The organism is Polaribacter sp., from assembly GCF_965656025.1.
Classification (GTDB): domain Bacteria; phylum Bacteroidota; class Bacteroidia; order Flavobacteriales; family Flavobacteriaceae; genus Polaribacter.
Genome location: NZ_CBFHJT010000009.1, coordinates 12,254 through 31,686 on the forward strand (window position 1 = coordinate 12,254; position 19,433 = coordinate 31,686).

Genomic DNA, 19,433 nt, shown 5'->3' on the forward strand with positions numbered 1-19,433 from the left:
CGATTTTACCTTATGCATTAGCGTTTGCAGCTGGTGCAATGATTTTTGTAGTGGTAGAAGAAGTAATACCAGAAACCCAAAGAGATAAATACACAGACATTGCCACACTTGGTTTTATTGGTGGTTTTATTGTGATGATGAGTTTAGATGTTGGGTTGGGATAGAATCCAATAAAAATATAATTAGAAAGCCAAACAAAAACTGTTTGGCTTTTTGTATTTTGCAGTAAAAATAATTCTGTGCAAAAACAATCAACTTTTCAGGTTTACAATGCTTCTGCCGGAAGTGGTAAAACATTTACACTGGTAAAAGAGTATTTAAAAGTATTACTAACAACAGAAGATATTTTCGCTTTTCAAAAAGTATTGGCAATTACGTTTACCAACAAAGCAGCTGGTGAAATGAAAGAGCGAGTTTTATTTAATTTAGAAGAAATTTCTAAGGGAAATACGACAGATATTTATGCAAAAATACTAGAAGAAACTACTTTAGATAAAACAACTGTAGAAGCACGAAGTAAAAAAATATTAGATGCTATCTTACAAAATTACGCTGCCTTTTCTATTACAACAATAGATAGTTTTACCCATAAAATTATAAAAAACTTTGCGTATGATTTAGGCTTGCCTCTAAATTTTGAAGTAGAAATGGATGCAGTTTCTCTATTAAATGAAGCTGTAGATATGCTGCTTTCTAAAATAGGTACAGATAAAAAATTAACCAATTTATTAATAGATTATTCCTTAGATAAAATTGATGATGACAAATCTTGGGATATTTCGAAGGATTTAAATGATTTTGCAAGAATTTTACTAAATGAAGACGATGTAAAACATTTTAGAGAATTAGCAGATAAACAATTAGATGATTTTTTTAATTTAAAAAAGAAATTGCAAGAAGCGAATGCTAAAATTGAACAAGCATATAAAGCTTTGTCAGACGAAGTTTTAAAGTTTATTGCAGATAATGGTATTGAAATTTCAGATTTTAGTTATTCTGGCGAATACCCCAAACACTTTATAAAACTAGGCAAATTAAAATTTTTAAAAAGTGATGATCTAAAATTTGATGGTCGTTTAGACAAAACCATAGTAGCATCTAAAAATCTATATGCAGCTAAAACAGATGCACAGATTAAAGATGTTATAGACAGTGTTTCAGAAAATCTTAAAGAGTATTATTACAAATCTAAAGATTTATACAATGCCACATTTTCTAACTATTTGCTAAATAAAATCACCTTAAAAAGCATTATACCTTTAGCTGTTTTAAATAACATAAATACCGAGTTAAATTCCATAAAAGAAGATAATAATATTCGATTAAATGCAGAATTTAATCAATTAATCTCAGATAATATAAAAGACCAACCAGCACCATTTATTTACGAAAGAATTGGGCAGCGTTTTCAGTATTATTTTGTTGATGAAATGCAAGATACTTCTGTGTTGCAATGGCAAAATTTGATTCCGTTAATAGACAATGCCTTGGCGCAAGAAAACAGCAAATTACTATTGGTTGGCGATGGTAAACAGGCAATTTACAGATGGCGAGGTGGTAAAGCAGCACAGTTTATTGAGTTGGGTTCTGGAGAAAAAAATCCGTTTCAAGTACCTAAACAACAAAAAAATTTAGAAACGAATTTTAGGAGTTTTTCAGAAATTATCAATTTTAACAATTCATTTTTTCAGCACACAGCAAATTTCATTCAAAATACCTCTTATAAAAACCTTTTCTTAGAAGGAAATACACAATTAGAAAATGCTAAAAAAGGCGGTTATGTATCGTTGTCTTTTTTAGATAAGGAAGATGATAAAGAGCGTGAAAAACTGAAATATCCTAGAAAAGTATTCGAACAAATACAAGCATTAAAAGATGATTTTTACTTAAATGAAATTTGTGTTTTAACAAGAACAAAAAAAGATGGTATTGCAGTTGCAGATTATCTTTCAGAAAATGGTGTTTCTATTGTTTCGTCAGAAACATTGCTGCTTAATAACAATGCTACTATTAAGTTTATCATTAATATTTTAGAAATTATACAAAATGCAAACAATCAAGAGAAAAGGTTTGAAGCTCTGTATTTTTTACACAAACATTTAAAAATAACGGCATCAAAAAATGACTTTTTTAATACGTACGCAAAACTTTCTAATACCCAGATATTCGAAAACTTAAGCAAATTTGGAGTATCGTTTAATTTTAAGAATTTTCAACAAATACCATTTTACGAAAAAATAGAGGAAATTATTAGAGGCTTTCACTTAATAGCTTCTTCAAATGCTTATGTGCAATTTTTTTTAGATGTGGTTTTAGAACAGCAAAGAAAAGCAACAGATATTGGTCAGTTTTTAGAATTTTGGGATCTTAAAAAAGATAAATTAAGTATTGTTGCTTCAGAAAATTCAGATGCTGTTCAAATTATGACCATTCATAAATCTAAGGGTTTAGAGTTTCCTGTTGTAATTTTTCCTTGCGATGTTGATATTTATAACCAAATCAATCCAAAAGTTTGGTTCAATAGTTTGCCAGAAGATTATAATTTTAAAGAACTTTTAATAGATTTTAAAAAAGATATTTCATTCATAAACGATAGAGGTTTAGAGCTTTTTAATCTTCGAAGAGAGGAGTTAGAATTAGATAATTTTAATTTATTGTATGTTGCTTTAACAAGATCTGTAGAACAGTTGTATATTATTACAGAAAAGAAAATTTCATCAAAAGGTGCAGAGAATTTAAATCATTATTCGGGTATTTTTATCAATTATTTAAAAGAGAAAAATCTTTGGCAAGAAAATCGTTTAGATTATTCTTTTGGTGATGCAAAAAGAACTAAAAAAAAGGAAAAAGGTTCTTCTGCTACAGAAATACATCAAAAATTCATATCCAATCCTTGGCAAGAGCACAACATTGTTTTACTAGCAAGTGCCTCTAAATTATGGAATACAACTCAAGGAAAAGCCATCGATTTTGGAAATTTATTCCATGAAATTTTATCAAAAATTTATACAAAATCAAACATTGATATTGTTTTGTCACAATACCATCAGCAAGGTTTTATAAATGATCATCAATTTACTTTCTTAAACAGATTAATCACTGGTTTGGTAAATCATCCAAAACTAGAAAATTATTATGCTAATAATCTAACTGTCTTTAATGAGAGAGAAATTGTAGATATAGACAATCAAATTATAATTCCAGATAGGTTGGTTTTTAATATAAATAACGTAGTAATTATAGATTATAAGACAGGTAATCCATCAAAAGACCACCATCAACAATTATTAAAATATGAAAGAATACTAAAATCGATGGATTTTGAAGTATCAAAAAAAATCTTAATTTATTTGAATGATAAAATTGATGTTGTTGAGGTTTAATTAAAGAAAATAAACTTTGTAACTTTGTATTTCTTAAATTGATAAAAAATGTACGGAAAAATTAAAGATACCTTAAAAAAAGAGCTTCAAGAAATCGAAGAAGCAGGATTATATAAATCAGAAAGAATTATTACATCATCTCAAGATGCAGTCATTAAAATATCTACAGGAGAAGAGGTTATTAATTTTTGTGCCAACAACTATTTAGGTTTATCTAACCATCCAGAAGTTATACAAGCAGCAAAAGACACATTAGACTCTCATGGTTTTGGTATGTCTTCTGTTCGTTTTATTTGTGGTACACAAGATATCCATAAACAATTAGAACAAAAAATTGCAGATTTTTACACTACAGAAGATACCATTTTGTACGCGGCTTGTTTTGATGCTAATGGTGGTGTTTTTGAGCCACTTTTAACAAAAGAAGACGCTATCATTTCAGATAGTTTAAATCATGCTTCAATAATTGATGGTGTTCGTTTATGTAAATCTGCAAGATATCGTTATAATAATAATGATATGGCTTCTTTAGAAGAACAGTTAATTGAAGCTAACAAACAAAATCATAGATTTAAAATTATTGTTACAGATGGGGTTTTCTCTATGGATGGTATTGTTGCGAAATTAGATGAAATTTGCGATTTAGCAGATAAATACGATGCTTTGGTTATGGTAGATGAATGCCATGCAACAGGTTTTATCGGTAAAACAGGTCGTGGAACTGTAGAGTTGAAAAATGTAATGGACAGAGTTGATATTGTGACAGGTACTTTAGGTAAAGCATTAGGAGGAGCTATGGGAGGCTATACAACTGGTAAAAAAGAAATTATAGAAATTTTGCGTCAACGTTCGAGACCTTATTTGTTTTCTAACTCTTTAGCACCTGCAATTGTGGGAGCCTCTTTAAAAGTTTTTGATTTAATTTCAAATGATACATCATTAAGAGATAAATTAGAGTGGAACACCAATTACTTTAGAACAGAAATGGAAAAAGCAGGCTTTGATTTAGTAGGTGCAGATGCTGCAATCGTACCAGTTATGCTATATGATGCAAAACTTTCTCAAATTATGGCAAACAAGCTTTTAGAAGAAGGTATTTATGTAATAGGATTCTTTTTTCCTGTTGTTCCTAAAGAAAAAGCGAGAATACGAGTACAACTTTCCGCTGCTCATAACAAAGAACATTTAGACAAAGCGATACAGGCGTTTAAAAAAGTAGGAAAAGAATTAAAAATTATATAACTATTGTAAAAAGTTGTGTTTTTTTTTAAGTTTTTGTAGATTTGTCTTTGTAGATAAGTTTTAAGAACTTACTTTTGCGATTAAAATAACGAACTTTTAATTTAAAAATTTGATAATGAAACGATTAAAATTAGCTGTGATAGCTTTATTTGCGTTGGTAACAGTTAGCAACGTAAATGCACAAGATGAAAACAACCCTTGGGCTGTAGGATTTGGACTTAACAATGTAGATTTTTACAATACTGACAATTTTACTGACCAAGTAAAAGATTTACTAGGTAACACGGATTGGAATGTATTGCCTTCTATTTCTAGAATATCTGCAGAAAAATACTTAGATAAAGGTTTTTCTTTACAAGTTGCAGGATCTTTAAATAAAATTCAAACTCTTGATGTAGAAAATGATTCAGACTTTCTTTACTGGGCTTTAGATGCAATCGTAAAATATGATTTAAACAACTTAGTTGGAGATACTGCATGGTTTGATCCTTATGTATATTTAGGTGGTGGTTACACTTCTGTTGATGATATGGGTGAAGGAATGTTAAACGTAGGTGTTGGTTTCAATACTTGGTTTAATGATAACTTAGGTTTGAATTTTCAAACAGGTACAAAAAAAGGTTTTTCTGATAAAGTAAGATCTCACTACCAAACAACTTTAGGTTTAGTTATTAAATTTGGAGGAAAGGATACTGATGGTGACGGAGTATATGATAAAGACGATGCTTGTCCAGAAGTTGCTGGTTTAAAAGAATTCAATGGTTGTCCTGATGCTGATGGCGATGGAATCAAAGATTCTGATGATGCTTGTCCTAACGTAGCAGGTTTAGCAGCTATGAATGGTTGTCCTGATGCAGATGGTGATGGTGTTGCAGATAAAGATGATATGTGTCCTAATGAAAAAGGAACAAAAGCAAATAATGGTTGTCCAGATTCTGATGGAGATGGAGTAATCAACAAAAATGATAAGTGTCCTAACAAAGTAGGTCCTGTTGCAAATGGTGGATGCCCTTGGCCAGATACTGACGGTGATGGTGTATTAGATAAAGATGATAAGTGTCCTAATGAAGCTGGTGTTGCATCTAACAATGGATGTCCTGCACAAGTTATTACTAAGGAAGCTGAATCTTCTTTAAAAGAGTATGCTAAAGCAATTTTATTTAACGTAGGTAAAACTTCTTTCAAAGCAGGTGTTACTTCTAAATTAAATGAAATGGTAAAAGTAATGAACAATAATCCTAATGCAACTTTCGTAATAGAAGGTCATACAGATAGTTCAGGTTCTGCATCATTAAATTTAAGAATCTCAGAAAAAAGAGCAATTGCTGTAAGAGACTACTTGGTAAAGCAAGGTGTTGATACAACAAGATTAGAGGCTATTGGTTATGGAGAAGGAGAGCCAGTTGCAAGTAATAAAACAAGAGCTGGTAGAGCTCAAAATAGAAGAGTTGTTGTTAAAGTAACTAACAAGAAATAATTCTTACTAAATATTAAATAAAAACCTCACCAATTTGGTGAGGTTTTTTTATGAATTTATATTTCAGTTTATGTGTAAAAAACTTTTTTAAATTCAATCAAAAGAATTACCTTTGCAACCTGAAAATGAGATGCTCAATCTCAAAAGATTAATAATAATTTTAATTAGATACAGATGTCTACAACAACAGGAAAAGTTTCTCAAATTATTGGGCCAGTAATTGATGTTGAATTCAATACAGAAAATACTGAACTTCCTAAAATCTACGATTCATTAGAAATTAAAAAAGCTGATGGCTCTACACTAGTACTAGAAGTACAACAACATATTGGAGAAGATACAGTAAGAACCATTTCTATGGATGCTACTGATGGTCTTAGTAGAGGAGCAGAAGTAATTGCTACTGGTAGCCCAATTCAAATGCCAATTGGAAACGATATCTATGGTCGTTTATTTAATGTAACAGGAGATGCAATTGATGGTTTAGGAAACTTGAGTAAAAATGGTGAAGATGGTTTACCAATTCATAGATCTGCGCCAAAATTTGAAGATTTATCTGTTTCTACAGAAGTTTTATTTACAGGAATTAAGGTAATCGATTTAATTGAGCCTTATGCAAAAGGTGGTAAAATTGGTTTATTTGGTGGAGCTGGAGTAGGTAAAACTGTATTGATACAAGAATTAATTAACAACATTGCAAAAGGACATGGAGGTTTATCTGTGTTTGCAGGTGTTGGAGAAAGAACTCGTGAAGGAAATGATTTACTTCGTGAAATGTTAGAGTCTGGTATTATAAAATATGGTGATGACTTTATGCATTCTATGGAAGAAGGTGGATGGGATTTGTCTAAAGTAGACAAACCTGGTATGAAAGACTCTAAAGCAACATTTGTTTTTGGTCAAATGAACGAACCACCTGGAGCACGTGCAAGAGTTGCATTATCTGGTTTAACAATTGCAGAATATTTTAGAGATGGAGCTGGGGACGGTCAAGGAAAAGATGTGTTGTTTTTCGTAGATAATATCTTTAGATTTACACAAGCAGGTTCTGAGGTATCTGCCTTATTAGGTCGTATGCCTTCTGCAGTAGGTTATCAACCAACATTAGCAACAGAAATGGGTGCAATGCAAGAACGTATTACATCTACTAAAAAAGGTTCTATTACATCTGTACAAGCGGTTTACGTACCTGCAGATGATTTAACAGATCCAGCACCAGCAACAACTTTTGCTCACTTAGATGCTACAACAGTATTATCTCGTAAAATTGCTGAGTTAGGTATTTATCCTGCAGTAGATCCTTTAGACTCTACTTCAAGAATTTTAACTGCAGATATTTTAGGTGATGAGCATTATAATTGTGCGCAAAGAGTAAAAGAAATTTTACAACGTTATAAAGAATTACAAGACATTATTGCAATTTTAGGTATGGAAGAATTATCTGAAGAAGATAAATTAGTAGTTCATAGAGCAAGACGTGTACAACGTTTCTTATCTCAACCATTCCACGTAGCAGAGCAATTTACAGGTATACCTGGTGTTTTAGTTGATATTAAAGATACAATTAAAGGCTTTAATATGATTATGGATGGTGAATTAGATAAATACCCGGAAGCAGCATTTAACTTAAGAGGATCAATTCAAGATGCAATTGATGCCGGAGAGAAAATGTTAGCAGAAGCGTAAAATAAGTTGGCAGTTTGCAATTGGTAGTTTTTACTAACAATTAATAACAAACAACTAAAAACTAAAAAAATATGTTTTTAGAAATAGTTACACCAGAAGCTATATTATTTTCGTCAGAAGTTGATTCTTTTTCTGCTCCTGGTATAAATGGCGAGTTTCAAATATTAAATAATCACGCACCAATAGTTTCTATACTAAAAGAAGGCGTTGTTTATATACATGTTCACAACCAAGAGAAATTAGTTTTAGAAGATTTACCTGGGCAATTAGTAGCAAAGGCAGATGATGATAAAATTTTAACTTTAGCTATAAATTCTGGAACTTTAGAACTAAATGATAATAAAGCCATTATATTAGCAGACTAATTAATAGCTAAACATTACATATCTAAAAAACCTCAAAACAAATTGTTTTGAGGTTTTTTTAGTTTCAAGAAAAACACTTTACCAAAGAAAGTGTTGTTAGCAATTTTCCCTAAGAATAACTAAACTAATTAATTCATACATCAAAAATCTTATTTTTTTAAATATAAATCTCCAGTAAAAAACACTTTAATTCTTCAGGAAAAACCCCCTTTTGTAGATATTTTTAAATTATATAAATAACTGTAAAACAAACACATATATGCTTTTTGATCTTTTAATATGTTATAGAAAATATATTTATTGTACTTTGTAATTTATTAACTAATTCAATTTTATGAAACCAACAACAAAATTTTCTGTATTATTTTTACTTTCAATTATACTTTTTAGTTCATGTAATACAAAGTGCGAACATAAAGACCATAATGTTAACGACTCTAGACCAGAAAATGCTATTACTTATAAAGAAATGGCAAGCATGTTTCATCAATATGATGTTGGTCAGAAAAAAGTGTTAGATAAATATAGACTAGAATTAACAGGAGATGAAAATGATGGAGTTGAAAGTATTTCTCATTTCTATGAGTTGGATCAGCTAAAACAATATATAGCTTATTTAGAAAGAATTTCTAAAGAAAAAGATATAAAATTAACAGGATTGAGAATTTTTTCTGCTGCTTACCCAAAAGAGCATTCAAATAAAGCATTAAGAGGAAGACATACTTTAATTTTTATGCCAACAGCAACTATAGGTGGCATAAATGATGTTGCATTTGAACCTTTATATTCAAAAAATAGACAACCCATTAAATTTACAGAATTTTTAAATAAATATAGTAGTGAAGAAACAAAACAAGTGCAAAGAGCTTCGTTTATGCCTTTTTTAAATTCAATGCAAGATGATTTAGAAAGTTCTGGAGCTAATAAAATGAGACCTTTTCCACCTTTATAATATGATTTTAAATAGTCTTTTTACATTATATTTTATTGCAATTGTAATTTATGCTTACAATTTTTTGCTCAAAAAATTTGATATCGATTTAAAATATTTTGTGGCTTATTTATTCTCAATGCTTTCATTTGAACTCTTTATAATTTCTTTTGAAGAGCTTCTGAATGGAAATAGTTTAAAAGTTTATAATGTACTTACATTTTTAGAGTTTAACCTTTTGTTGCTCTTTATAAAAGAAATCTTATCAGTTAAATCTAGTAGAAAAATAGTCAATTATTTAATTATTATTTTTAATCTAGTTTATTTTATAACTAGCTTCTATTATTTATTTAAAGGGAATTATTTTTCAACTTATAATAGTATTTCCTCAGTTTCAGGTAGTTTTATAATTACTATTGCAGTATTTATATTTTTTAAAGATTTTATAAATTCTGATAGAATTTTAAACTTTAAAAAATCGTTGTCTTTTTGGATTTGTGTTGGTTTACTGGTTTACTATTTAGGAGGAATACCAGCTACATTAACTTTAAATGCCATAACTCATTTAAAAAGAGCGGATCACCTTTTTATTTTAAACATTAATCCATTTTTAGCATTGTGTATGTATAGTATTTTTATTTTTGGAGTATTATGGAGTCAGAAGAAAGAGTAATTGTACTTCTAGTAACAACTGTAATCATTGTTGCATTTGTAATTTTTATTATCTTATTATTTGGTTTTTATCAAAAAAGGAAAAATTTTTTATTATTGCAAAAAGCAGAAGATAAAAAACGATTTGAGCGAGAAATTGCTGAAACACAAATAGAAATTAGAGAAGAAACCCTTAGAAATATTAGTTGGGAGTTGCATGACAATATCGGGCAGTTGCTAACATTGGCAAAAATTCAACTACAAAATGCATCTCTAGAAAACATCAACGAAGTTTCTGAAACCATTACAAAAGGTTTAACAGAGGTTAGAGCATTATCTAAGTTAATCAATCCAGAGGCAATCAAAAATATAAATTTAATAGAAGCAATTCAATTAGAAATAGAGCGCTTTAATAGGTTGAACTTTATAAAATCTAGCCTAAAAATAGGTGGACAAGAATTTAGTATCAATAAAAAAGCAAGTATTATAATTTTTAGAATATTACAAGAATTTTTTTCTAACACCATCAAACATTCTAAAGCAACTAACTTAAATGTAAACTTAGATTTTAATTCTAATAGTTTGGTAATTGAGGCGCAAGATAATGGTATTGGGTTTTCATCTGAACTTGTTTCTAAAGGAATTGGCTTAGAAAATATAAAAAACAGGGCTAAGTTAATTGGTGCAGAAGCCTTTTTTACATCAGAAAAAAATAAGGGGACTTCTCTAAAAATAATTTATACATTATGATAAAATATTCAGTGGTAGTTGTAGACGATCATACTTTACTATCGCAAGCAATTGCAGCTATGGTAGAAAGTTTTAGCAAGTTTAAAGTACTCTATACTTGTAAAAACGGACAAGAATTGGTAGATAAATTTTCTATATCACCTAAACACATACCAGATGTGGTTTTAATGGATATTAATATGCCCATTTTAAATGGTATAGAAACCACAGAATGGATAACAAATAATCATGAAAATGTAAACGTAATGGCACTTTCTGTAGAAGATGAAGATGCGACCATTTTAAAAATGTTAAAAGTAGGTGCTGTAGGTTATTTATTAAAAGATACAGAAAAATCAGTATTGGAAAAAGCCTTATTAGAAATTGTAGAAAACGGTTTTTATCATACAAAAACTGTAACTAATTTATTAATGAAATCTCTTTCTGGAAATGGAAATGAAGAGATTACTTTTAAAGAAAGAGAAATTACTTTTATGAAACATGCTTGTTCTGAATTGACCTATAAAGAAATTGCAGATAAAATGTGTTTAAGCCCAAAAACCATAGATGGTTATAGAGATGTTTTATTTACCAAATTAAACGTAAAAAATAGAGTTGGTTTGGTTATGTATGCTATAAAAAATAAGATATATACTCCATAAAAATATTGTAAATTTGCGCTATGGAAGAAACAAACAGACAGCGTAAAATTGCAGGAGTTTTACAAAAAGATTTGGTAGATGTATTGCAAAAAGCAGCACAAGATGGAATGAAAGGAGTAATTATCTCTGTTTCTAAAGTACACGTAACTTCAGATTTAGGAGTTGCAAAAGTATATTTAAGTATTTTTCCATCAGAAAAAAGAGACGAAATTATCAACGGAGTGCAATCTAATACACCTTTAATTCGTCATGAAATGGCAAAAAGAACCAAAAACCAATTGCGTAGAATGCCAGAATTGTTGTTTTTTGGTGACGATACTTTAGACTACATAGAAGAAATAGATCAATCTTTAAAAGGTAAAGACGCAGACCCTATTAAAAATCCAGAGGTATTACCAAAACGTCAAAAAAGATAGTTTTATAAGTATCTAAAGAAAACAATATGAAGAGTTTTCCCTTTTACATTGCTAAAAGATACTTGTTTTCTAAAACTAGCAATAATGCCATAAACATTATCACAATTATTGCTTCTTTTGGCGTAATTGTAGGTTCTTTAGCTTTGTTTATTATTTTATCTGGCTTTTCTGGTTTAAGAACTTTTAGCTATAATTTGTTAGATGTTTCAGACCCAGATATCAAAATTACATCACAAAAAGGAAAATCTTTTTTTATTACGGATGCTATTTCTGAGAAACTTCTAAACAATACCTCTATAAAAGAAACCACAAAGGTAATAGAGGAACGTGTTTTTTTAGAATACAAAGAAAAAACTGAAATAGCTTACATAAAAGGTGTTGAAGATAATTACACACAAATTTCTAAATTAGATGCTGCGCTTTATGCAGGAACCTGGTTACAGCAAGATTTTAGCAATACAGCAGTTATTGGCAGAGGCATTTCTAACAAACTCTCTTTAGGAACACTTAATTATGGTGAGCCTTTAAAAATAATGATACCAAAACCGGGTAAAGGTTTTATAAATCCTAGAAATCCGTTTTATAAAATTGAAGTACAAATTGTAGGTATTTATTCTGGTACAGAAGATTTTGAAGGTAAATTTGTTTTTACTTCTTTAGAGCAAGCCAAGAATTTGCTTCGTTTTAAAAATAATCAAGTTACAGCTGTAGAATTAAAATTGAAAGATATCACCAAAGCAGATCAGGTTGCAGAACAATTATCCACAGACTTAGGGGATACTTATAAAGTGCAAACCAAAGCTCAATTAAATGAAGTATTTTACAAGGTAATTAATACAGAAAATTTTGTTTCGTATCTTATATTTACCCTTATTATTATCATTGCATTGTTTAATGTAATTGGTGCTATTATTATGATGATTATTGATAAAAAGCAAAATTTAAAAACACTTTATAGTTTAGGTACAACCATAAAAGAAATTAAAAAAATATTTGTATTTCAAGGATTTCTATTAACTTTTATAGGTATGTGTGTAGGTTTATTTTTAGGGATAGCTTTGGTACTTTTACAACAAAAATTTAGTTTGTTTATGATTGTACCCAATTTAGCTTATCCTGTAGAGTTAAGATTTACCAACTTTTTAATTGTGTTTTTTACAATTACTTTATTAGGTTTTATTGCCGCAAAAATTGCCAGTAGTAGAATTTCGAAAAGTTTTGTAGAAAAGTAATACCAATTCTGTATAAAATTTTAATACAGAATTGATATATCAACTACACTTACTATATGTAAGGTTTTAAAACTCCTTTTCTTTTTTTCAATTGTTTTTCTAGATCGCTAATCGTATGTTTTACAGCAAGCTCGTAATTTTTTTCGTTGGAAGAAGCAAAAATTCTTGGACCAGCGAGACTTAATTCCATTTCACAAATTCTGCCTAATTTTTTTGGTGAATTTTCTCTCTTAAAAAAGACATTCACATTTATAATATCATCATATTTTTTTACTAAATTTTCCAGTTTTCCATGGGTGTAAGTCTCTAAAGCTTCACTGGTGGGTATGTTTACAAATTGGATAGCTACTTTCATAATTCTCGATTTTTTAATTATATATTTAAAAGTAGTAATAATTAGAGCCTCTAAAAATGATAAATATCAATCTTTAAGAAAAAATCAAGATTTTTTTGGTTGAACCATCTACGATTCAATAAATCCAAAAGAGTTTTTTAAAAATTATTTAATTGCTTTATATTGCCACTAAACTGCTTTCACTACATTTTTTAAAAAATTTACAGAAAAATGAAAAATATCTTATTAATTGGTTTTATAGTTTTAATTGGATGTGTATCCATAAAAGATATAAATAATGGACCAAAATTATATACAGAACTCACAAAAGAGCAACAAAAAGCTTACGAAGAAAATTATGAAATTCAGTTACTAAAAAACTGGTTTCCTTATTTAGAACGACATCATTTGATGGTTTATGAACCAGATAATATTCCTAAAGGTATATTTTGTAGAATAAGAATCTCATATAAAAAATTAAAAATTGATTCAATATCTATCCCGAATATTTTTACTGTAAATGATAATTTTATAAAAAATTATAAGCCTATTAAATTTAGAAATTTAAAAGAATTTATAATTAATAGCAATATAAAAAAAGGAACTAATGGTTATACATCAGAAATAATAGAGTTAAAACAAAATAAGAATATTATAATTTATAAAGAGTTTTATTATATTAATAATCTAAAAATTAAATCTTTAAATTATTTTACAATTGAGAATAATAAAATTTACAAGCTAAATTTTACTAGTGAATATAAATACTATGAAAAATATTTGCCAGAAGCACTTAAAATATTAAAATCATTTAGAGCTAAAAAAACGTAATATTTTAAAAAAAAAATCTACCCAATTTCAGGTATGGTAGCATTTCCAAATTTAGCTTCCACTTCATCAAAAGCATTAAAAACATCTTTGGGGTCATCAGAAGTTACCATTTTTAATCGATACTCTTTAAAATGCGGAATTCCCTTAAAATAGTTGGTATAATGTCTTCTAGTTTCTACTACGCCTAAATGCTCACCTTTCCAATCAATAGCCATTTGTAAATGTCTTCTAGCAACAGCTGTTCTTTCTGCAATGGTTGGTTTTGCTAAATGTTCTCCTGTTTTAAAAAAGTGTTTTACTTCATTAAAAAACCAAGGATAACCAATAGCGGCTCTACCAATCATAGCCCCATCTAAACCGTATTTATCGCGCATTTCCATAGCTCTTTCTGGCGAAGTAACATCTCCATTACCAAAAACAGGTATGTGCATTCTTGGGTTATTTTTTACAGCTGCAATGGGTTTCCAATCCGCATCACCTTTATACATTTGCGCACGTGTTCTACCATGTATAGAAATGGCTTTACAACCCACGTCTTGCAAACGTTCTGCAACTTCTACAATTTTAATAGAATCATGGTCCCAACCCAAACGGGTTTTTACAGTAATGGGTAATTTGGTATGCTTTACCATCGCTTCTGTAAGCGAAACCATTAAATCGATATCTTTTAAAATACCAGCACCAGCACCTTTAGAAACTACTTTTTTTACGGGACAACCAAAGTTAATATCAATAATATCTGGATTCGATTTTTCAACTATTTCAATAGTTTTTAGCATCGAATCTAAATTGGCTCCAAAAATCTGAATGCCAACAGGTCTTTCTTTTTCGTAAATGTCTAGTTTGATAACACTTTTGGCAGCATCTCTTATCAACCCCTCAGAAGATATAAATTCGGTATACACAACATCTGCGCCATTTTCTTTGCACAAGGCTCTAAAAGGTGGATCAGAAACATCTTCCATTGGAGCTAATAACAATGGAAAATCAGGTAATTCTATGTTGTCTATTTTTACCAAAACGTATTATTTTTTTGCAAAATTAGCGTTTTCCTGCAAGGTTTAAAAACCTTGTAGGTATTTAGTTGCTTATTTTTTGAGTCTTGTTAATACCCAAACTCCGTAAAAACCTAGAAATAATTCTGCAAAAGTACCAAATTGGTAACCAAAAGTTGGAGTGCCATCTATGAAGAAACTCAATAACCTTCCGAAACCAAGACCCAACATAAAAACGAAATTGGTAACTATAGCAGTTTTTAAAAATTGCTGTTTAAAAATGCCTAAAAGCCAAAGCATAGAAAAACCGATATATAAGCCCATAATGGCTTTAAAAAAATTATGTTCGTCTATGGTTTGTAATTGAATATTAAATTTAAAACCAGGATTAAAAGCATAGACAAAAGAAACAGGAATTACAATACAAACAGAAATTATTAAATGTATTTTGGCAATAAAATCCTGTTTGGTTTTAAACATTTTAGTTTTATAAGTCATTCCCTTAAGATAGAGTTTAGAAGTTTATTTCTTTTTCTACTTCTTCATCTCCACGTTTTACAATCGCTTTTGTTTTATCACCTTTTTCAAAAACAGACAATGCACGCATATAACTCATCATATTGGTTACAGTGCTATCTCCTAATTGTATCACAATATCACCTTTTTGTAAACCCGCTTTTTGTGCAGGTTTGTCCTCAGAAATTCCATCAATTCTCATACCCACACCATCAAATAAATAATCGGGTATTACACCCAAACCAACTTTAAACCTTGGTGTTTCTTCACTTTCGTTTTTTGTTTTTCTAAAAGCAAGTTTTCCATTATCATCTAAATCTGTAATCACATTAAAAATGTATTTGCTAATGGTTTGCATTCCATTATAATTCAGTTTTTCAGCATCATCACCAGGTTTATGATAATCTTCATGTTGCCCTGTAAAAAAGTGTAAAACAGGTATATCTGCCAAATAAAAACTAGTATGGTCACTTGGGCCCACACCAGATTCTTGCTGAATTAATTTAAAATGATTGTTATGTGATTTTAAAACCTGTTTAAATATAGGTGAAGTTCCTGTACCGTAAACAGCCAAAGTACTGTCTTTTTTTAATCGACCCACCATATCCATATTTATCATATAAGATACTCTTTTAGTGTCTATTGTTGGGTTTTTTACAAAATAATTAGAGCCTAATAAGCCCATTTCTTCACCAGAAAAAGCCATAAATAAGTAATTGTTGCTTTTATTTTTCGTTTTTAATTTTGCTGCTAAATTTAGCATAATTGCTACACCAGATGCATTATCATCTGCACCATTGTGCACTGCTTTAATAGAATCTCTATATAAAGAACCTTCGCCACCAAAACCTAAATGATCGTAATGTGCGCCAATAATTACTGTATTTTCTGCTTTATTATCTATAAAACCTAACACATTATTTCCTGTAATGGTTCCATCTCCATTTACATCAAACTTAACTTCGTCATGTGGATTGGTTTTGGGTTTAAATGTAAAAGCTTGTAAAAATTCTGAGGTTCCTTTTGGTTGCAACCCTAATTCTTTAAAACGATTAGAAATATAGTTAGCAGCTTTTTTTTCGCCTTCAGTTCCTGTTTGTCTGCCTTCTAAAGCATCAGATGCTAAAAAAGTAACATCTTCTTTGATGCGTTCTTCTTGATTAATGTTTGGTTTACAAGCAAATAAAATTGATAAAAAAACTAGAAATAGAATGTTTCTCATGACGATAAATATTATTTTTGCAAAGTTAATTAATAAAAACAAAAAATGAGAATTCTTTCTTTATTAGTAATAGCCTCTTTATTACTTTCTTGTAAAAACGATAAAAAACCAACTGAAACCAATACTACAGAAAAGGTTGTAAATAAAAACCCTTTAATTTATCCAGAAGAAACCCATTTTAAAAGCTTACGTCAAGTAACTTTTGGAGGTGATAATGCAGAAGCATATTGGAGTTTTGATGATAAACAACTAGTGTTTCAATCTAATTATAAAAACTGGAATGTTAGTTGCGATCAAATGTTTTTAATGAATGCAGATGAAAATTTTAAAGATAAAATGCCGCCAATGATTTCTACTGGAAAAGGGCGTACAACTTGTGCTTATTTTTTACCAGATAATAAACATATTATTTATGCATCTACACATTTGGTAGATGAGAATTGTCCTGAAGTTCCGCTTCGTAAAAACGGAAAATATATTTGGCCAGTATATGATAGTTTCGACATTTTTGTGGCAGATTTAGAAGGGAATATTGTAAAACAATTAACCAACGAAAAAGGCTATGATGCAGAACCAACAGTTTCTCCGAAAGGCGATAAAATTGTATTTACTTCTACTAGAAGTGGCGATTTAGAGTTGTATACTATGAATATTGATGGTACAGATGTAAAACAAATTACAGATGAGTTGGGTTATGATGGTGGTGCATTTTTCTCTCCAGATGGCACAAAAATTATCTTTAGATCATCAAGACCAAAAACAAAAGAAGAAATCAAAGCCTATAAAGATTTATTGGCAGAAGGGTTGGTAGAACCTACAGAAATGGAATTATACATTTGCAACGCAGATGGTTCAGATTTAAGACAATTAACAGATTTAGGAAATGCAAATTGGAGTCCGTTTTTTCATCCTTCAGGAAAAAAGATTTTATTTTCTTCTAATTTTGAAGCAGAAAGAGGTTTCCCTTTCAATTTATATTTAATAGATATTGATGGTAAAAATTTAGAAAGAGTTACACATGGAGAAACATTTGATGCGTTTCCTGTTTTCTCAAATGATGGGAAAAGATTAGCTTTTTCTTCCAACAGGAACAATGGTGGAGGTCGTGATACGAATTTGTTTATTGCAGAATGGCAAGATTAATAATAAATTCTTAACTTAAGCCATCAACCAAAAAATAAACAAAATGAGTGCAAAAGTAGATATTTTAAGAAAAATTAGAATTTTAATTACCAATCAATTCGACTCGCCAGAAGAAGCTTTTCGTTTTTTTGATTCAGATGAAGATGCAAGATTAAACAAATCTGAAATTAAAAAAATGTTAAGAGCAGCAGAAATAAATGGTTTTATTTCTGGCTTTGTGGCGAATGAGTTATTAAAAGGCTATGATAAAAATAGAGATGATACTATAAATTGGGAAGAATTTAAAGTAGCTATTGCAGAACTAGAAAGAGATTCTTAAGATTTTAGAAAAAATAATATATAAAAAGTACAATGAATTTCATTGTACTTTTTTTGTTTGTAAAGGGTGGTAAATACCATATCTTTGCAGACTAAAAGCAGTTAGAAAACGAAGTATGAAAAACATTAGAAACTTTTGTATAATCGCGCACATAGACCATGGTAAGAGTACTTTGGCAGATAGATTGTTAGATTATACAGGTTCTGTAACTGAGCGCGAAAAGCAAAATCAGTTATTAGATAATATGGATTTGGAACGTGAACGTGGTATTACCATAAAATCGCATGCTATTCAAATGGATTACACTTTTGAAGGCGAACAATATATTTTAAATTTAATTGATACTCCAGGTCACGTAGATTTTTCTTATGAAGTTTCTAGATCTATAGCCGCTTGTGAAGGTGCGTTGCTAATTGTAGATGCTGCACAAAGTATACAAGCACAAACCATTTCTAACTTATACTTAGCTTTAGAGAACGATTTAGAAATTATTCCTGTATTAAACAAGGTAGATTTACCAAGTGCAAATCCAGAAGAAGTAACTGATGATATTGTAGATTTATTAGGTTGTAATCCAGAAGAAGTAATTCACGCCAGTGGTAAAACTGGTTTTGGAGTAGACAATATTTTAAAAGCAATTATAGAAAGAGTTCCTGCACCCAAAGGAAATCCAGATGCACCTTTAAAAGCCTTAATTTTTGATTCTGTTTACAACTCTTACAGGGGTATAGAAACCTATTTTAGAGTTATTGATGGTTCTATAAAAAAGAATCAGCAAATAAAATTTATGGCAACTAACAAAGAGTATAATGCTGATGAAGTAGGTACTTTAAAATTAGAGCAAGTTGTTAAAAAAGAAATAAAAACAGGTGATGTTGGTTATTTAATTACAGGTATTAAAACAGCAAAAGAAGTAAAAGTAGGAGATACGATTACAGATTTTGTAAATCCGACTTCAGATTTAATTGATGGTTTTGAAGACGTAAAACCCATGGTTTTTGCAGGTATTTATCCTGTAGATACAGAAGATTACGAAGAATTGCGTAACTCTATGGAAAAACTGCAATTAAATGATGCTTCTTTGGTGTTTCAACCAGAAAGTTCTGCAGCATTAGGTTTTGGTTTTAGATGTGGCTTCTTAGGCATGTTGCACATGGAAATTATACAAGAACGTTTAGAGCGAGAGTTTAACATGACTGTAATTACAACAGTACCCAACGTGTCTTACTTTGCCTACACTAACAAAAATCCAGAAGAGGCCATTGTGGTAAACAACCCATCAGATTTACCAGAACCTAG

General features: G+C 29.7%; 19 protein-coding genes and 1 pseudogene. 16 read left to right on the forward strand and 4 right to left on the reverse strand.

What is annotated here, in order from left to right; all coding sequences use genetic code 11:
• The 12 genes and pseudogenes from ACTG3S_RS02810 to ACTG3S_RS02865 form a co-directional block, all read left to right on the forward strand.
• Positions 1 to 164, forward strand: a pseudogene (locus tag ACTG3S_RS02810) (ZIP family metal transporter); the annotation flags it as partial.
• A gap of 75 nt (positions 165 to 239) precedes the next feature.
• Positions 240 to 3,383: a UvrD-helicase domain-containing protein gene (locus ACTG3S_RS02815; protein ID WP_439127857.1), complete on the forward strand. Its 3,144-nt coding sequence runs from the start codon at positions 240 to 242 to the stop codon at positions 3,381 to 3,383.
• Between the two features lie 48 nt (positions 3,384 to 3,431).
• Positions 3,432 to 4,625, forward strand: coding sequence for a glycine C-acetyltransferase (gene kbl, locus ACTG3S_RS02820; protein ID WP_439127858.1), 1,194 nt, complete (start codon positions 3,432 to 3,434; stop codon positions 4,623 to 4,625).
• A 115-nt stretch (positions 4,626 to 4,740) separates the two neighbouring features.
• Positions 4,741 to 6,102 (forward strand): OmpA family protein, encoded by a 1,362-nt coding sequence (locus ACTG3S_RS02825; RefSeq protein WP_439127859.1) that lies wholly within the window; start codon positions 4,741 to 4,743, stop codon positions 6,100 to 6,102.
• Positions 6,103 to 6,276: 174 nt separating this feature from the next.
• Entirely contained in the window at positions 6,277 to 7,788 is a 1,512-nt protein-coding gene (atpD, locus tag ACTG3S_RS02830; RefSeq protein WP_439127860.1) for a F0F1 ATP synthase subunit beta, read from the forward strand.
• Positions 7,789 to 7,859: 71 nt separating this feature from the next.
• A complete protein-coding gene (locus tag ACTG3S_RS02835) occupies positions 7,860 to 8,153 on the forward strand; it encodes a F0F1 ATP synthase subunit epsilon (protein ID WP_439127861.1) in 294 nt (97 codons plus the stop codon).
• Between the two features lie 334 nt (positions 8,154 to 8,487).
• On the forward strand, positions 8,488 to 9,105 hold the full coding sequence (locus tag ACTG3S_RS02840; RefSeq protein ID WP_439127862.1) for a hypothetical protein: 618 nt from the start codon (positions 8,488 to 8,490) through the stop codon (positions 9,103 to 9,105).
• 1 nt (position 9,106) lies between these two features.
• Positions 9,107 to 9,757 (forward strand): hypothetical protein, encoded by a 651-nt coding sequence (locus ACTG3S_RS02845; RefSeq protein WP_439127863.1) that lies wholly within the window; start codon positions 9,107 to 9,109, stop codon positions 9,755 to 9,757.
• A complete protein-coding gene (locus tag ACTG3S_RS02850) occupies positions 9,736 to 10,485 on the forward strand; it encodes a sensor histidine kinase (protein WP_439127864.1) in 750 nt (249 codons plus the stop codon). Before ACTG3S_RS02845 ends, ACTG3S_RS02850 begins: the two co-directional genes overlap by 22 nt.
• On the forward strand, positions 10,482 to 11,126 hold the full coding sequence (locus ACTG3S_RS02855) for a response regulator transcription factor (RefSeq protein ID WP_439127865.1): 645 nt from the start codon (positions 10,482 to 10,484) through the stop codon (positions 11,124 to 11,126). The genes ACTG3S_RS02850 and ACTG3S_RS02855 overlap by 4 nt, the downstream gene beginning before the upstream one ends.
• Positions 11,127 to 11,146: 20 nt before the next feature.
• Positions 11,147 to 11,542 carry a 30S ribosome-binding factor RbfA gene (gene rbfA / locus ACTG3S_RS02860; RefSeq protein ID WP_439127866.1) on the forward strand — a complete coding sequence of 132 codons (396 nt, stop codon included), beginning with the start codon at positions 11,147 to 11,149 and terminating at the stop codon, positions 11,540 to 11,542.
• Between the two features lie 26 nt (positions 11,543 to 11,568).
• The gene (locus ACTG3S_RS02865) at positions 11,569 to 12,774 is read left to right on the forward strand and encodes an ABC transporter permease (protein WP_439127867.1); all 1,206 of its coding nucleotides are present in this window, start codon (positions 11,569 to 11,571) and stop codon (positions 12,772 to 12,774) included.
• 52 nt (positions 12,775 to 12,826) lie between these two features.
• Here ACTG3S_RS02865 and hpf read toward each other — a convergent pair whose 3' ends face one another.
• Positions 12,827 to 13,129, reverse strand: a complete 303-nt coding sequence (hpf, locus tag ACTG3S_RS02870) for a ribosome hibernation-promoting factor, HPF/YfiA family (protein ID WP_439127868.1) — start codon at positions 13,127 to 13,129, stop codon at positions 12,827 to 12,829.
• 210 nt (positions 13,130 to 13,339) lie between these two features.
• On the opposite strand from hpf, the gene ACTG3S_RS02875 reads away from it, so the two are divergent.
• A complete protein-coding gene (locus tag ACTG3S_RS02875; protein WP_439127869.1) occupies positions 13,340 to 13,939 on the forward strand; it encodes a hypothetical protein in 600 nt (199 codons plus the stop codon).
• 17 nt (positions 13,940 to 13,956) lie between these two features.
• Here the strand turns inward: ACTG3S_RS02875 and dusB are convergent, their stop codons facing one another.
• The 3 genes from dusB to ACTG3S_RS02890 form a co-directional block, all read right to left on the reverse strand.
• Positions 13,957 to 14,958 (reverse strand): tRNA dihydrouridine synthase DusB, encoded by a 1,002-nt coding sequence (dusB, locus tag ACTG3S_RS02880; protein ID WP_439127870.1) that lies wholly within the window; start codon positions 14,956 to 14,958, stop codon positions 13,957 to 13,959.
• 69 nt (positions 14,959 to 15,027) lie between these two features.
• Positions 15,028 to 15,432 (reverse strand): DUF4345 domain-containing protein, encoded by a 405-nt coding sequence (locus ACTG3S_RS02885; RefSeq protein WP_439127871.1) that lies wholly within the window; start codon positions 15,430 to 15,432, stop codon positions 15,028 to 15,030.
• A 16-nt stretch (positions 15,433 to 15,448) separates the two neighbouring features.
• A complete protein-coding gene (locus ACTG3S_RS02890; protein ID WP_439127872.1) occupies positions 15,449 to 16,672 on the reverse strand; it encodes a M28 family peptidase in 1,224 nt (407 codons plus the stop codon).
• Between the two features lie 45 nt (positions 16,673 to 16,717).
• Here ACTG3S_RS02890 and ACTG3S_RS02895 point away from each other — a divergent pair, with 45 nt between their 5' ends.
• The 3 genes from ACTG3S_RS02895 to lepA all read left to right on the forward strand — a co-directional run.
• The gene (locus tag ACTG3S_RS02895; RefSeq protein ID WP_439127873.1) at positions 16,718 to 17,815 is read left to right on the forward strand and encodes a TolB family protein; all 1,098 of its coding nucleotides are present in this window, start codon (positions 16,718 to 16,720) and stop codon (positions 17,813 to 17,815) included.
• A gap of 43 nt (positions 17,816 to 17,858) precedes the next feature.
• Complete coding sequence (locus ACTG3S_RS02900; protein ID WP_439127874.1) at positions 17,859 to 18,134, forward strand: EF-hand domain-containing protein; 276 nt, start codon at positions 17,859 to 17,861, stop codon at positions 18,132 to 18,134.
• A 115-nt stretch (positions 18,135 to 18,249) separates the two neighbouring features.
• Positions 18,250 to 19,433 (forward strand): translation elongation factor 4 (gene lepA, locus ACTG3S_RS02905; protein ID WP_439127875.1); only part of this gene is annotated, 1,184 nt, incomplete at its 3' end.

Bases quoted from the DNA above. Each gene is read 5' to 3' on its own strand.
- kbl (WP_439127858.1), top strand. From the start codon at position 3,432: ATGTACGGAAAAATTAAAGATACCTTAAAAAAAGAGCTTCAAGAAATC.
- ACTG3S_RS02825 (WP_439127859.1), top strand. From the start codon at position 4,741: ATGAAACGATTAAAATTAGCTGTGATAGCTTTATTTGCGTTGGTAACA.
- atpD (WP_439127860.1), top strand. From the start codon at position 6,277: ATGTCTACAACAACAGGAAAAGTTTCTCAAATTATTGGGCCAGTAATT.
- ACTG3S_RS02835 (WP_439127861.1), top strand. From the start codon at position 7,860: ATGTTTTTAGAAATAGTTACACCAGAAGCTATATTATTTTCGTCAGAA.
- ACTG3S_RS02840 (WP_439127862.1), top strand. From the start codon at position 8,488: ATGAAACCAACAACAAAATTTTCTGTATTATTTTTACTTTCAATTATA.
- ACTG3S_RS02845 (WP_439127863.1), top strand. From the start codon at position 9,107: ATGATTTTAAATAGTCTTTTTACATTATATTTTATTGCAATTGTAATT.
- ACTG3S_RS02850 (WP_439127864.1), top strand. From the start codon at position 9,736: ATGGAGTCAGAAGAAAGAGTAATTGTACTTCTAGTAACAACTGTAATC.
- ACTG3S_RS02855 (WP_439127865.1), top strand. From the start codon at position 10,482: ATGATAAAATATTCAGTGGTAGTTGTAGACGATCATACTTTACTATCG.
- rbfA (WP_439127866.1), top strand. From the start codon at position 11,147: ATGGAAGAAACAAACAGACAGCGTAAAATTGCAGGAGTTTTACAAAAA.
- ACTG3S_RS02865 (WP_439127867.1), top strand. From the start codon at position 11,569: ATGAAGAGTTTTCCCTTTTACATTGCTAAAAGATACTTGTTTTCTAAA.
- hpf (WP_439127868.1), bottom strand. From the start codon at position 13,129: ATGAAAGTAGCTATCCAATTTGTAAACATACCCACCAGTGAAGCTTTA.
- ACTG3S_RS02875 (WP_439127869.1), top strand. From the start codon at position 13,340: ATGAAAAATATCTTATTAATTGGTTTTATAGTTTTAATTGGATGTGTA.
- ACTG3S_RS02885 (WP_439127871.1), bottom strand. From the start codon at position 15,432: ATGACTTATAAAACTAAAATGTTTAAAACCAAACAGGATTTTATTGCC.
- ACTG3S_RS02890 (WP_439127872.1), bottom strand. From the start codon at position 16,672: ATGAGAAACATTCTATTTCTAGTTTTTTTATCAATTTTATTTGCTTGT.
- ACTG3S_RS02895 (WP_439127873.1), top strand. From the start codon at position 16,718: ATGAGAATTCTTTCTTTATTAGTAATAGCCTCTTTATTACTTTCTTGT.
- ACTG3S_RS02900 (WP_439127874.1), top strand. From the start codon at position 17,859: ATGAGTGCAAAAGTAGATATTTTAAGAAAAATTAGAATTTTAATTACC.